The organism is Deltaproteobacteria bacterium, from assembly GCA_016931625.1.
In the GTDB taxonomy this organism is placed as follows: domain Bacteria; phylum Myxococcota; class XYA12-FULL-58-9; order XYA12-FULL-58-9; family JAFGEK01; genus JAFGEK01.
Genome location: JAFGEK010000049.1, coordinates 24,107 through 37,618 on the forward strand (window position 1 = coordinate 24,107; position 13,512 = coordinate 37,618).

Here is a 13,512-nt window from a genome sequence, read left to right on the forward strand (position 1 = left end):
GGGGATGGGAGATAAAGTCAAAATTAAGCTCGAAAACGATTGCTAACCCGATATCGCAGTAATTCCCATGCATCAGTTTCTCGTAATTTCGCTTCGTCATCAAAAAGTATGATAAAAGTATTATCATCAAGATCGATAAGCATTTGTTGGTCATCAATTATTTCATCATTTTGAGCTAAGAAAACATGTTCAAGAGCGATTTCAAGCTCGTAGCGTTTAAAAATGTCATTAAAGATACGTTCTTTAAGTTCGCCGACGGTTATAGTGTCAGCCTGTAATGGCAAAAGTTGGATCCCAAAACCACCGCGACCTAAATGAAACGACCATTCTTTAATTATTTCAAAATCTAAAAATGCTGAATTAAGCACCGCTTGCACGTCTTTGCCTTTTGGCATCCAATAACTACGTAAGGTATGGCCGCAAGCCGGGCACAATAGTGACCGTAAATCATCGAGTCCATGGGTACGAAATAATGGTACGGTAAATACATTTTTGCTGCAGGATGAACATTTTTCGCGATCGCCAAGTATTCCAAGCACTTTTTTGAATTCACGGCGCATAGGGATGGAGCGTAAAAGAATGGGTACAGCTTCGCGAATTAGGTCAAAACGAAAGCGCAAGCCTAAATGGACTACTTTTTCGCTGGCTTTTTTAATACCGAATTCGACATATTGATCGGCTAATACTAGTGTTTTTTCAAGGCTATCTGCAAGTTGATCTTTTTTATTAAGAATTTTAAAACGTAAAGCTATATCATCGTAAGATTCTAATCCTGGCAACGGAAAAGGTGATAATTCAGCAACATAAGTCAACAATAAAAGACGCAACATACTACGGTTAGTATTAAGTTGTTCTTCAAGTTTAGCTGCTAAAGCTTTGGCTTCTGAGCTGACTTGCAGATCGCGTAATTCTTCAAGGCCTAATCTGACAAGGCGCTTATCAGCAAAAGGATCATAACGTTGTTCTAAAGCGTCAATCTGACGGGTGCTTAGTACGTTATCACCAGAATTTTTACGGTTGAAATTCTCCACTTCTAACTCCAACTCGTGAGTGGCATTTGCCACATAGGCGTAAGATTTTTCAACGCGCTCACGCATTTCGTTTTTTATCTCAAGAATCAAATCACAACCAACTGAAGCAGCTTGTATAGTATTACGCATCAATTCACATGTTGGTGTGCTTTCAATCTCTTGGCGCTCGTTTTGTAGATTAGCTAGCACCATATCGAACCATTCTTGGCGCTGTTCTAATGTTTCAAGCTGAGTTGAAATGTCGAGTTCTGATTCATCAACTTCACCCCCTTTAGCTTGCTCGGCCATAGCTTCTAAGCGAGCAATATCGCCATCATGATATAGCGAATTAATGCGCGCCATTATTTCACTAAAGCGTACGCGATCGCTTTCTATGGTAGCTAAATCAGGGTGATATCGCCTAGCTAAAGAACGATAGGCAATTTTTAAACGGTCATCAGAGTTGCGTAAGGTTGTTGCCAAAGCTTGAGATTTTGTATCGTCGTTTTCAATATTAATATTTGTTGACGATGTTTTTGCTTGCTTAGCGTTTTTAATATTTTGGTTTAAACGCGTTTGACTTTGGGCTAACTCATGATTGCGCCGGGCAGCTAGCTTTTGATAATGTTTTTCGATTGTTTCATTTGGAGCTTCTTGTAATAAATCACTCCAACGCTCATAATATCGTACTAGTTGCTCAATGCGGGTAAGATCCAAGTTTTCTATAGCTAAACGACTTTGATAAGCACTCTCAAAATCTAAAAGTTGTTCTCGCAAGGTTTCGATTTCAAGATCTAATTCTGCAATTTGATCGCGACGTTGATTAAGCACGCTCTGCAACTGGCGTAAACGGTTGCGTTCAGGAATATCAGCAAGAGTTAATTCCTGCGAGGAGGTGCTTTTATTTTTTGTTTTTGCCTTCTTCATTGTCCATCTTTAATGATTGCAAATAGCTTTTAGCGTAAAAAAGCGGTGTATTGCATCATTGGCTCATGATCGATAAGTGATACACAGCTTGTATTTGTTCAATAGGGTTTTAATCAATAGATCTTAGTAGGTGAAAAATCAGTTAAGGTGACAAACGGTTTTATGAGAATGGCATGCAAGTTGCGTTAATAATTCCAGCTAGATACAACTCATCGCGTTTATCAGGCAAGCCGCTAATTACTATAGCCGGAAAGACATTAATTGAGCGTGTTTTCGCTATTGCACAAGCAGCAATTAAAGATTTTTTTAATATTCAGGTCGTGGTAGCTACTGAAGATGAACGCGTGGCAGACTTTTGTGGCGATCGTAATATTGCTTGTGTTATAACTCCTGCATCATGCCGTACAGGTAGTGATCGGGCATTTGCCGCAGCACAACAATTAACTAACCCACCTGATTTTGTTGTTAATATGCAGGGTGATAACCCATTAGCACCTCCATGGTTTATTCGGGCATTAATTGAACAAGCTCAGCGCGATACTAACATCAAAGTTATTACTCCATGTGTGGCACTTAGCTGGGCTGAATTAGAGCTATTGCAAAAAAATAAGGCCATAACTCCATTTTCAGGTACCTGTGTAATTAGAGATAAGAATAACAATGCAATTTGGTTTTCAAAAAACATAATTCCGTTAGTACGTTATAAACGATTTGCCAGTGATAGTGAGAAATCTCCAGTGTTACGTCACATTGGGATTTATGGTTACCGTTACGCGGCATTGCAGCGTTTTAGCAGTTTACCTAGAGGAGATTACGAAGTCATCGAAGAGCTTGAACAACTGCGTTTTCTTGAAAACGGTATTTCTATTCGTTTGCACGAAGTAAATTATCATGGGCGAAGCGGAATGTCGGGCATTGATTCGCCAGAAGATATTAAGCGCGCTGAAGCCATAATTGCGCGCGAAGGTGAGATCGCATGATTTTATATATCGTTCGTCATGGTAACACTTTTGGTGATGATCAAGAGGGCGGCAAAAGGGTGTTTATGGCAGGCTGTAATCAAAATATACCATTAGTTGCTAGCGGTAGGGCACAAGCACGTGCATTTGCGCAATATCTTGAAAAAGTCGCTTCACACCCGACAGCAATATACGCAAGCCATTTGCTACGCACTTGGGAGTTTGCTTCTATTATTCGAGAATATTTTTTCAATCAGCATAAATTTGAAATTTCGTTGTATCGCGATGAACGTCTGCTTGAACTTGATTATGGAGATTGGGCAGGATTGACAACTGATGGTGAGCATAATGAAATAATCGCCAAATTTGGCCTAGATGCATGGCAAGCATGGCAACAACAACGTGTTTTTCATAATTTCCCTCCCCATAATTGGCGTATCACTGAAATTGAAGTAAAAAATAATATTATTGGTTTTACCAATGATATTATCGAACGATATAATGATAATGATGTAGTAATCGCTGTAGGTAGCCAAGGTAGTTTATATTATTTTAATGCTTTACTTGATGCACAGATGCAGAATTTACAAGTGACTGAACGTTTAAGAATTAAAACCGGAAATTTTTGTAAATTGGTTTATGATACCGGTTATTGGCGTCTTATTGAGTGGAATACCGCTGTTCACTAAGTTTTTTCTAGGCGCTCTGGCTTTTAAGTGCCAGGAGAGGTTATCCTTAGACTTATGACTGTAAGAACGGAGTTAGCTGCTCCTGCATTTCTTATCGCGATGCCGCAACTTGGAGATCCAAACTTCATGCGGGCGGTGGTCTTCATTGTTGACCATAACGACAATGGTTCAATGGGTTTGATGATTAATCGACCAACCGATTTAAAAGTAAGCGATTTATGTGCCAGTCAAGATATGCGCTGGGGAGATAGTGGTACTGGTTTGGTCTATCAAGGCGGCCCAGTGCAGACAGAACGAGCGTTTATTCTGCATGCCTCTGATCATAAAGGACCTGAAACCGAAGCAGTAATGGAAAATATTAATCTAAGCTATTCACTTGAATCGCTGCGTTTAATGGCTGAGCAACCACCGCAACAATATCGTATATTTTTAGGCTATGCCGGTTGGGGTCCTGGGCAACTTGCTGAAGAGTTAACTGCTGGAGCATGGTTGCTTGGGCAACCAAATGGACGATTGATTTTTAATACCCCAGTTGAAAGCGTTTGGGAGATTGCACTTAACGAAATGGGTATTGACCCTATGCAATTAATGCATAGTGGGGCAGTGCATTAATGTGTTTAAAAGATAGATTTATTGTCTCATTCTGGGAAAGATTATTTGGGAAAGATTATTTGCTTGACATGCAGTAACGATGCATACATCATATCTGCATGCAAGAAACATTAGTTCAAATACGTCATGTACCGCAATCAATTCATCGCACTTTAAAAGCACGAGCAGCTAAAAGAGGCTTAAGTCTATCTGATTATTTACTGCAACAGATTATTGCCATTGCCGAACGCCCAACAATAGAAAATTTAATTGAGCGGGTGCGAAGCCACGAAGTTATAAACGAACCAATTAATTCTGTAACAGCAGTGCGCAAAGAACGCGAAGGTCGCAAGTGATCGTTGTTGATACATCGGTTGTTATTGATTTTCTTCTGCAACTACCGCCTTTTGCTGTAAAAATAAATGACCGAATAATAAAAGAAGTTCCTTTAATTATGGCACCGCATTTGCTAGATGCTGAGGTTGGTCAGGTTCTTCGCCGTTTTGTGCGCCAAAACAAATTGTCGCATAAAAGAGCAATGTTAGCTTTTGCTGATTTACAAAATATGCCGATAATTCGATATGAACATTTACCTTTATTATCGCGCGCTTTTAAATATCGCGATAACGTTACTTTTTATGATGCTATTTATTTAGCATTAGCCGAGAGTATTAATGCACCTTTTCTTACTCGAGATAAAGCATTAGCAGCAATACCAGGATGTAAAGCTCGTGTTGAATTATTTGCATGAAATTGTTGAATTTTTAAGCAAATAATCCAAAGCTGAAAAAAGAATTTAATAAGCGCGTGAAATAATTTTCTCTTATAGGCACTCGTGATGGGTAATAAAAAAAGGGGACCTAAAAAAGCCCCTTATAATAAAAATAATTAATGAATAACTGAGCCACTTGCAAAAATCATAAGCAAGTCTATCCCTCTACTTTTTAAGCTTTATGGTTATATCAACAACGCAATGCAGCAAGCTTAAGTTAAATGCACCACGTGGCAATTTTTCCTTAACTCGTATCACCATTGAGCAGATCCCAAGGTACCGGCTCAGCTAGCTGGCCAAGATCGAGCCAACCGCGAAATAGTGTCAGTTACCGCTCTGCCAAAACGCTTTTTCTTTAAACGTCGATAAAAAAACAACTGCATTAAATTAAATGCCAATATCAAAATCAATATCTATGAAGTAATTGCATTAGGCGTATGGCGATAACAATGGTCGAGATTCCATTTGGTTACCCACTGATGAAATGCTCTCAACGCTTGATTTCAACGAGAAGAGCGGTTGTCCTCCTATATCGTTAAACACAAACTCTTACTAACGCAAAGAGAGGTAAAGGTTTCTACGGGTTGGCTCATTTGGTTCGAGAGCCTGACGTCCGATGCCAGTGCAGTGATCTAACGTGGAGGACAAGTGTTATCTGGACATCTTGTGTTTAGTGCTGGGTTTATTAAAACCATCTGATGAAGGAGGTTTACTGCTATTGCTACTGTTTTTGGCCAGTTGTTATTGAAGGTTTGTGATTATAGCTTCTTGCTTTGTAATTATAGCCTCTAGCTGCTTAATACGAGCTAGCGCCTGCTCAAATAAATACTCTAGTTCTTTAATGCGTTTATCGCGGGGGTATTCTTGTTTCTCTGGCGTTAGCATTAAAAGATGTTTGATCAAATTAATGAGTCCTTGGTGATCCTAAAAATGCTATTTTTGCATTGGATTGAACCAAAAAGTACTTTTATTTTGTTGGGGATGGGGGTGAGTAGTTACAAAAATTAAATGAAATTTGTTGCTAGCGGAGATGTAGTAGTTGATGCTATGCCGGGTTCAACATAAATGTGCGTATGCGGCCTTACGTACAAATATGACATTGTCGTCAGCAAATGTGACAAAAAATGCGTGGCTAAGATCACATAATGCTACTCAACCTATTGAAAATAGGTTGGTGTCAGCATGGCATATCTTTTGCTGAAGATCTCTTTGCTGGAGGGTCGCAAAAATGACAACCGCAAGCTATTCTGTTTCATCATCGACTGCTCCTGACTCGTGTATGGTCAGTTCATTAGAGACTTGGCCGCTTTATGATCTTTTATTATGGCTACACGAATCTCACCGAACTGCCATGGTAAGGGTCGGTTTTAGTTTAGATGCTGGTGTAATCTTTTTTAGAAACGGTCACCTTATACGTTGTGAATACAAAATGCTTAGAGGCGAAGAGGCACTCTGGTGTTTATTAGGGGTAAATGATGGTGATTTTTCTTTAATTCAGCGTGCAATTCCTGAAGTGAGCGCCAATATATGGCGACCCACGGCTGAGATATTACTGCAATATTTTCACTCAAATGGTCATAAACGGCAAATTGAGACTGCTTAGAGCAATTATTTTAAAGTATAAAAAGTTAAGAACGCAGTTCTTTAATTTCAGTAATTAAAGCTTCAATAGTTTTCTGTGCGTCACCAAAGACCATCATGGTATTAGATTTATAAAAAAGCTCGTTATCAATGCCTGCAAATCCGGGGCGCATCGAACGCTTTAATACCATTATTGAACGCGCACGCTCTGCATTTAAAATGGGCATGCCATAAATCGGACTATCTTTATTATTGCGTGCTGCAGGATTTACTACATCATTAGCACCGATGATTATGGCAACATCGGTGTTTACAAAATCGTCGTTAATCTGTTCCATGTCAAAGAGTAATTCATAATCAATCCCAGCTTCGGCAAGTAGCACATTCATGTGGCCTGGCATGCGACCAGCTACTGGATGAATTGCAAAACGAACGTTAGTACCTTTATGGCTCAGCAATTCAACCAGTTTTTTAACCGAATGCTGTGCTTGAGATACAGCCATACCATAACCAGGCACAATAATTACTCGCTCTGCTGCGTCAATAATAGTTGCCGCTTCTTCATTGCTGGTACTGCGATAACTTTTGTCAGCCATGCTAACTTCAGTATTTGCTGCTGGTTTACCAAAAGCGCCAAATAATACATTGGTGATAGAACGATTCATCGCTCGCGACATAACTATCGATAAAATAAATCCCGAAGCACCATCGAGAGCACCAGCAACAATAAGAATATTATTTTGCAGGGCAAAGCCGGTCGCCGCCGCTGCTAAACCAGCATAGGAATTTAATAAAGCGATAACCACGGGCATATCAGCAGCACCGATAGGCAATACCAGTAAAATACCAAATAAGGTGGCTAAGCCTACCATTACATAAAAAAGAGGAGATGCAGTAGGTACAATAATTACGTAAATGGCAATGCCAATAATGGTGAAGAACAATAATACATTAAAAATATTTTGACCACGATATATTAATGGGCGTCCAGGTAACCAGGTTTGTAGTTTAGCAAATGCGATTAAAGAGCCAGTAACCGTAAGACTGCCGAACATTACTTCAAAATCTAGTGTAACTAATTCAATGGTATGTAGTTGAGAGCCGTGTTCATAAAAGTGTGCGATACCAACTAAGGCGGCAGCTAAAGCGCCAAAAGCATGTGATAGTGCGGTTCGCTGTGGCATAGCGGTCATTGGTGTCCATACCGCTATAATAATGCCGAGCAGTGAACCTGCTAAACCGCCAATAATGATCCATTCGTAGGTGATAATTTGATGGTTTAGTAAGGTACCGGTAATGGCAAGCACCATACCAATCTCTGCCATATGCATGCCTCGTCGTGCTGTGCGTGGTGAGCCGAGGCTGCGTAAACCAAATATAAACAGTATAGAGGAAACAAAATAAGTAAGCCCAATGAGAGTTGTTTGTGTCATAAAGATACCTGCTACATTTTAGGCTTAGTACTACGAAACATTTTTAGCATACGCTCAGTAATTAAAAAGCCACCAACTACATTGGTCATAGCTGCTGCAACTGCGATAGTGCCGAGCACGGTAGCGATACGGCCATAATGACCACCAGCAACTAAAATTGCACCAACTACTGATATTGCTGAAACAGCGTTAGTAGCAGACATAAGTGGTGTGTGCAGTAGCGGTGGTACACGGTGAATAATGTGATAGCCAACGACTCCAGCTAGTACAAAAATATAAAGTTCCATGATTTGTAAGGCAGCTTCAGACATAAGGCACCTCATAGGGGTTTTAAACGTGAATTAACTATCGCGCCATCGCGAGTTATCAATGTACTGTTTATAATTGGATCGTCTAAGTTTATATTTAACTGTCCTTGTTGGTCGCAAAGATTTTGTACGAAATTAGCGATATTTTTAGCATAGAGTTGACTAGCATGGGTTGCCATAGATGAAGTTAAATTCAACGGACCGATTATTTGTACATCATCAATAAAAATAATTTCACCAGCTTTGGTTAATGCACAATTGCCACCTTGTTCAGCAGCAAGATCAACTATTATCGCACCAGGTTTCATCCCCTGCATCATTGCTTTAGTAAGTAGTATAGGAGCGCGTCTGCCAGGGATTAAGGCGGTAGTAATAATAACGTCAGCGTTGCGAACATATTGGGCTAGCGCTTCTTGCTGCTTAGCTAAGTGCTCGGCAGTTTGTTCTTTAGCATAACCGCTTTGATCCGAGAGATTGCTGGTATCAAGAGCCAAATCAATAAATTTACCGCCTACAGAATATACTTGTTCGCGCACTTCAGGACGAACATCATAAGCTTCAACTACTGCGCCTAATCGTTTTGCTGTGGCAATTGCTTGCAAGCCAGCTACTCCTGCACCCAAAACCAGTACCTTAGCGGCTTTTAAAGTACCTGCGGCAGTGATCATTAGGGGGAAAATACGCGGTGCGTTATTAGCTGCAAGCAATACCGCTTTATAGCCAGCCAGATTTGCCATTGATGAAAGCACATCCATCGATTGGGCACGAGTAATGCGTGGCAGCAACTCAAGGGCAAAAGTGGTCAGCTGGTACTCAGCAAGCTTGGCTACTGCAGTTGAGGCACCTAAAGGATCAAGCAGAGCAACAATAATTTGTTTTGCATGCATAAGATCTAAATCGGCCGCACCATTTGCTGGATTAGCACTCGGCCCTCTAACTTGTAACAAAATATCAGCGCTTGCTGCTTCTTGACGACTGACTAGTGTAGCCCCTGCTTGGGTGTAAAGTGTATCAGGATAACCTGCGATTTGTCCTGCCCCAGTTTCAATGAAAAATGAATGGCCGATTTTAAGCATTTGCTTTACGGTGTCTGGCACCATTGCGACACGTAATTCGCCGGGTGTTGATTCTTTGATGACCCCGATTTTCATGATACTCCTATGTTCCTAACAAAACAGGTTTTAAAATAAATTTTTTTTGAATATCCTTTGGCAATTTAATCAGTTACACATTGAAATGCGAGAGAAGTATTCATACGGTGATCGTCTACTTGCAAACAATTGTTAATTGTTCATTGCTCGTACAACATGGCTCTGGTACCACAAAGCTTGCTTAGTTGCAGCAATGTATTGTAACGTATTGTAACGTTATATTGGGGTTACGTGTGCGAATTAAAAAGCTTGAAATACATGGCTTTAAATCTTTTGCTGACCGAGTTGTGTTGTCTTTTGGCGATGGTATTACTGGGGTAGTAGGGCCCAATGGTTGTGGCAAATCAAATGTTGTAGATGCCATCCGTTGGTGTATGGGTGAGATGAGCGCCAAGCATTTACGCGGTCGGGCCATGCAAGATGTTATTTTTGCAGGTTCTGATTCGCGTGGACCGACCGGCATAGCAGAGGTTACGCTAACCTTTCATAATGATGGTAATGCTCCTCCACAATATGCGGTATTTAGTGAAATTGCGGTTACGCGGCGCTTACATCGTGATGGTTCTAGTGAGTATATTATAAATAAAGTGCCAGCACGCTTGCGCGATATTACCGATTTGTTCTTAGGCACCGGTGCAGGTACGCGGGCATATTCAATTATTGAGCAGGGTCGTATTGGCTTTGTGGTTTCAGCGCGTCCTGAAGATCGGCGTTCACTTATTGAAGAAGTTGCTAGTATTACCAAATTTAAAGCGCGCAAAAAAGCAGCCGAACGTCGCTTTGAGGCCACTGAACAAAACTTGCGTCGTGTCAATGATATTGTTAGCGAGCTTGAACGTCAGCTTGGTTCGTTGCGTCGTCAAGCCCGAAAAGCTGAGCGTTATAAAGAGTTACGTGAAGAGCTGCGTGATCTTGAATTACATGGTGCTAGTTTAGAATATCTCAATCTGGGAGTGTTAGAGAAAGTTCAAGAGGCACAACGAGTGCAACTTGAAAGCACTATTGAAGATTTAAATGCGGCTTTTGCAAATTCTGAAGCTGGGTTAGAAATAGAGCGCTTGCGTCTTACTGAAGAAGAGCGAGTATTGATGGCCTCGCAGCAAACTACCGCAGAGATGGATGCGCGTATTGCAGCGCTTGAGCGTGATTTGTCACATTGGAAATCGCGTTTTTTTGAAACCAAAGAGAGGATACAGACCGCGTGTCGCGATTTAGAAGAAGCGCGAGTGCGCCTTACTTATACTGATAGTGAACGTGTTGAAGCACAGCAAGCTACGGTTACTTATGAACAAGAAGCGAATAAAAGTCGTGAGCTGATTAACGCGGCAGCCAGTGCTTTAATAAAAATGCAGACGGAGCTTAGTGCTCTTGATGTTGAACTTGATATGCATCGCAAAGACGCTTTAGAGCATGTACATGGTGCTGCTCAAGGTCGAGCGCATGCTAAGAATTTAGAGCGCCAACGTGTTGATGTGCAAACCCGACTTGAAAACGCAAGCTCTGAACAACAAGATTTACAACTTAGACGAGCTGAAACACAACGGCGCTGTGAAGTTTTAGCGCAACAATTTGAGCAACTACAAACCGACTTGACGAATTACCATGAGCAAATTGCAGGTTTGCGTGAGCAATTAAATATAACTAATGCTGAAACTGACCATTTTGAAGCACTCTTACAAAACTTACGAGACCAGTTAGGCGCTAAACGTTCTCGTCTTGAGTCTTTGCAAGAAATTGCTCGTCGTTTTGAAGGATACTCTGATGGTGTACGCAGCATTTTTGGGGCGTGTGATGAACATGGGACACCGCAAGAAGGTGGTACTCCGGTTGTTGCGGGCATACGCGCCCTAGTTAGTGATGTACTCAATGTAACTTCAGAGTATGAGCGCGCGATTGAGGCTGCATTGGGTAATCGTGTACAGTATCTTATTGTAGATAGTATTGATGATGGAGCCGCAGCGATAGCCTTTTTGCAACAAACCTCTAGCGGTCAAAGCGGTTTTATTCCAATAGCGCCAAGACAAAGAGAGCGCTGGTCAGCCATGGCAGTACCTGAAGGTGTGCTTGGTGTGGCTCGTTCTTTTGTCTCTCCAGATGAAGGTTATGAGCAAGTTGCTGACTATCTGCTAAGTGAAGTGTTAATTGTTGATAATATTGATATCGCTCGTCGTCTTTTTGCAGCAGGAGTTAGTGATGAAAGAGTAGCCAATAAAATATTAGTTACTATTAGTGGTGAAGTTATTGATATAGGTGGGGTTATTACCGGTGGCTCGGTTGAAGGTGCTGGATTGCTGCAAAAACGCCGTGAGATCCGTGAACTTGCACAAGAAGTTGAGCAGCTCACCCAAGTTTATCAAACACGCAAAGCCGAACAAGAAGATCTTGAAACCCAACGTTTGCAACTCGAAATTGATGTGCAACAACTTGATAAAGATATTCACGAGGGCGAGCTTGAGCGTGTACAAATTGTAAAAGACAAACAAGCGGCTGAAAAAGAACACAACACTATAAATGAGAGACTCGAAGTATTAGCTTATGAGTTAACCCAACGATGTGAAGAGCTTGCCGAGATTGATACTGAAGAGCGAACAGTGTTGGCGCAAGCGGTGAGCGCCGAAGCAGGGCGTGAGCAAAGTGAAGCTCAGTTAGCTTTTCTTAGTGAACAACGCCGTACTCTGGCGTTAAAAATTGATAGCCAAAGTGAAGAACTTACTGAAGCTAAAGTACAATTGGCAGCTCATGAAGAAAAGCTAGCTGCAGCCAAAGCCACAGTACAAAGGCTTGCAACGACACATAAAGAATTAGCCAATCGTATCGAGCGTGATGATGTGACTATGGGCGAGGGTGAGGTAGCGGCGGCTGAATTAGAGCAAAAAATTACACAAGGTAGCGAGCAATTGTCAGATTTGGTCAGTCAAACTCAAATGCTGCATACCCAACTTAATGAAGCGCGTGGCCGCTATGAAACCGAACGTGCTGGCATAGGTGATGTAGAACAGAAGATGCGTAGTCAGCGCAACGAACTCGATTCTATGCGTGAAAAGCTATTGAATACACGTATGGAAATCCAACGTTTAAACCTTGAGCGTCAGCGTTTAATTGACCAAGTAGCCGAACGTTATGATGTTGTTTTAGCCACTATTATTACTGATTACCATCTGCGATCATTGCCAGGTACACATGCAGATTCGCGTAGAGGTGAACTTGATCGCGCCATTCGTGCTATGGGACCGATTAATTTAACGGCAATTGAAGAATGCGCCGAGATTGAAGGTCGACATACGTTTTTAGTGCAACAACGCGATGACTTACAATCAGCCCTTGATTCACTTAAACGTGCAATTACTCGAATTAATCGCCAAAGTCGCGAGCGATTTCGTGCCGCCTTTGATGCAGTTAACGAGATGTTTCAACAAGTATTTCCAAGACTTTTCCGTGGTGGTGAAGCACGTCTTGAATTAGTTGAAAACGGTGATGTTCTTGAAGCTGGTGTTGATATTATTGCGCAACCTCCAGGCAAAAAACTGCAAAATGTTGGTCTCTTATCTGGTGGTGAAAAGGCGCTTACCGCTACTGCTTTAGTATTTTCAATATTTTTAATCAAGCCCAGCCCATTTTGCGTGCTTGACGAAGTTGATGCGCCACTTGATGAAGCTAACGTGGGTCGTTTTAATCAAATGCTGCAAGAAATATCAAAACTGTCGCAGTTTATTGTCATTACCCATAATAAATTGACGATGAGTGAAGCAGACCGCCTCTATGGCATCACCATGGAAGAGCCAGGTATGAGTAAAGTAGTTTCGGTTGATCTCAGTCAGCAAAATGGTGAAGTAGCAGCTTAAGAATAAAATGGCTTATCATTCGCCGTTAAAATTTACGGTTTGGTTAGCTCGTTAAGCAAGTTAGATATTACTTCGAATATTTGTTTGGAATCGTGTTCTGAAAGTTTGCCGCTCGTGCGTAAAGCAATATTTACAATATTTACAATATTTACGGTGTCAAACGTTAAAAAAAGTGTCGCAAAATGCGACACACTACATATTTTAAGACATTCATCAACATAAAATCAGCTAGTTATAGTTGGCATCAGA

The 13,512-nt window shown here is 41.2% G+C and carries 11 protein-coding genes; 7 read left to right on the forward strand and 4 right to left on the reverse strand.

Features of this window, described 5'->3' with window-relative positions; genetic code table 11:
* Positions 1 to 23: 23 nt before the first annotated feature.
* On the reverse strand, positions 24 to 1,937 hold the full coding sequence (locus JW841_03945) for a hypothetical protein (protein ID MBN1960074.1): 1,914 nt from the start codon (positions 1,935 to 1,937) through the stop codon (positions 24 to 26).
* 173 nt (positions 1,938 to 2,110) lie between these two features.
* Here JW841_03945 and JW841_03950 point away from each other — a divergent pair, with 173 nt between their 5' ends.
* The 6 genes from JW841_03950 to JW841_03975 all read left to right on the forward strand — a co-directional run bounded on the left by JW841_03950 (position 2,111) and on the right by JW841_03975 (position 6,551).
* Positions 2,111 to 2,917 carry a 3-deoxy-manno-octulosonate cytidylyltransferase gene (locus JW841_03950; GenBank protein ID MBN1960075.1) on the forward strand — a complete coding sequence of 269 codons (807 nt, stop codon included), beginning with the start codon at positions 2,111 to 2,113 and terminating at the stop codon, positions 2,915 to 2,917.
* Positions 2,914 to 3,585 (forward strand): histidine phosphatase family protein, encoded by a 672-nt coding sequence (locus JW841_03955; protein MBN1960076.1) that lies wholly within the window; start codon positions 2,914 to 2,916, stop codon positions 3,583 to 3,585. The genes JW841_03950 and JW841_03955 overlap by 4 nt, the downstream gene beginning before the upstream one ends.
* Before the next feature lie 54 nt (positions 3,586 to 3,639).
* On the forward strand, positions 3,640 to 4,197 hold the full coding sequence (locus tag JW841_03960) for a YqgE/AlgH family protein (protein MBN1960077.1): 558 nt from the start codon (positions 3,640 to 3,642) through the stop codon (positions 4,195 to 4,197).
* Between the two features lie 98 nt (positions 4,198 to 4,295).
* Complete coding sequence (locus JW841_03965; protein ID MBN1960078.1) at positions 4,296 to 4,532, forward strand: hypothetical protein; 237 nt, start codon at positions 4,296 to 4,298, stop codon at positions 4,530 to 4,532.
* Positions 4,529 to 4,927 carry a type II toxin-antitoxin system VapC family toxin gene (locus JW841_03970; GenBank protein ID MBN1960079.1) on the forward strand — a complete coding sequence of 133 codons (399 nt, stop codon included), beginning with the start codon at positions 4,529 to 4,531 and terminating at the stop codon, positions 4,925 to 4,927. Before JW841_03965 ends, JW841_03970 begins: the two co-directional genes overlap by 4 nt.
* A 1,249-nt stretch (positions 4,928 to 6,176) precedes the next feature.
* Entirely contained in the window at positions 6,177 to 6,551 is a 375-nt protein-coding gene (locus JW841_03975; protein ID MBN1960080.1) for a DUF4388 domain-containing protein, read from the forward strand.
* 25 nt (positions 6,552 to 6,576) lie between these two features.
* On the opposite strand, the gene JW841_03980 is transcribed toward JW841_03975, so the two are convergent.
* From JW841_03980 to JW841_03990, 3 genes are read right to left on the reverse strand one after another with little or no spacing between them, the layout of a single operon-like run.
* On the reverse strand, positions 6,577 to 7,962 hold the full coding sequence (locus JW841_03980; protein MBN1960081.1) for an NAD(P)(+) transhydrogenase (Re/Si-specific) subunit beta: 1,386 nt from the start codon (positions 7,960 to 7,962) through the stop codon (positions 6,577 to 6,579).
* Positions 7,963 to 7,973: 11 nt separating this feature from the next.
* Complete coding sequence (locus tag JW841_03985) at positions 7,974 to 8,273, reverse strand: NAD(P) transhydrogenase subunit alpha (GenBank protein MBN1960082.1); 300 nt, start codon at positions 8,271 to 8,273, stop codon at positions 7,974 to 7,976.
* Positions 8,274 to 8,281: 8 nt separating this feature from the next.
* Positions 8,282 to 9,421, reverse strand: coding sequence for a Re/Si-specific NAD(P)(+) transhydrogenase subunit alpha (locus JW841_03990; protein MBN1960083.1), 1,140 nt, complete (start codon positions 9,419 to 9,421; stop codon positions 8,282 to 8,284).
* 233 nt (positions 9,422 to 9,654) lie between these two features.
* Here JW841_03990 and smc point away from each other — a divergent pair, with 233 nt between their 5' ends.
* Complete coding sequence (gene smc, locus JW841_03995; protein MBN1960084.1) at positions 9,655 to 13,263, forward strand: chromosome segregation protein SMC; 3,609 nt, start codon at positions 9,655 to 9,657, stop codon at positions 13,261 to 13,263.
* Positions 13,264 to 13,512: the final 249 nt, after the last annotated feature.

What these genes read in the sequence shown, in the direction of transcription:
- JW841_03945 (MBN1960074.1), bottom strand. Translation starts at nt 1,937, where the DNA reads ATGAAGAAGGCAAAAACAAAAAATAAAAGCACCTCCTCGCAGGAATTA.
- JW841_03950 (MBN1960075.1), top strand. Translation starts at nt 2,111, where the DNA reads ATGCAAGTTGCGTTAATAATTCCAGCTAGATACAACTCATCGCGTTTA.
- JW841_03955 (MBN1960076.1), top strand. Translation starts at nt 2,914, where the DNA reads ATGATTTTATATATCGTTCGTCATGGTAACACTTTTGGTGATGATCAA.
- JW841_03960 (MBN1960077.1), top strand. Translation starts at nt 3,640, where the DNA reads ATGACTGTAAGAACGGAGTTAGCTGCTCCTGCATTTCTTATCGCGATG.
- JW841_03965 (MBN1960078.1), top strand. Translation starts at nt 4,296, where the DNA reads ATGCAAGAAACATTAGTTCAAATACGTCATGTACCGCAATCAATTCAT.
- JW841_03975 (MBN1960080.1), top strand. Translation starts at nt 6,177, where the DNA reads ATGACAACCGCAAGCTATTCTGTTTCATCATCGACTGCTCCTGACTCG.
- JW841_03980 (MBN1960081.1), bottom strand. Translation starts at nt 7,962, where the DNA reads ATGACACAAACAACTCTCATTGGGCTTACTTATTTTGTTTCCTCTATA.
- JW841_03985 (MBN1960082.1), bottom strand. Translation starts at nt 8,273, where the DNA reads ATGTCTGAAGCTGCCTTACAAATCATGGAACTTTATATTTTTGTACTA.
- JW841_03990 (MBN1960083.1), bottom strand. Translation starts at nt 9,421, where the DNA reads ATGAAAATCGGGGTCATCAAAGAATCAACACCCGGCGAATTACGTGTC.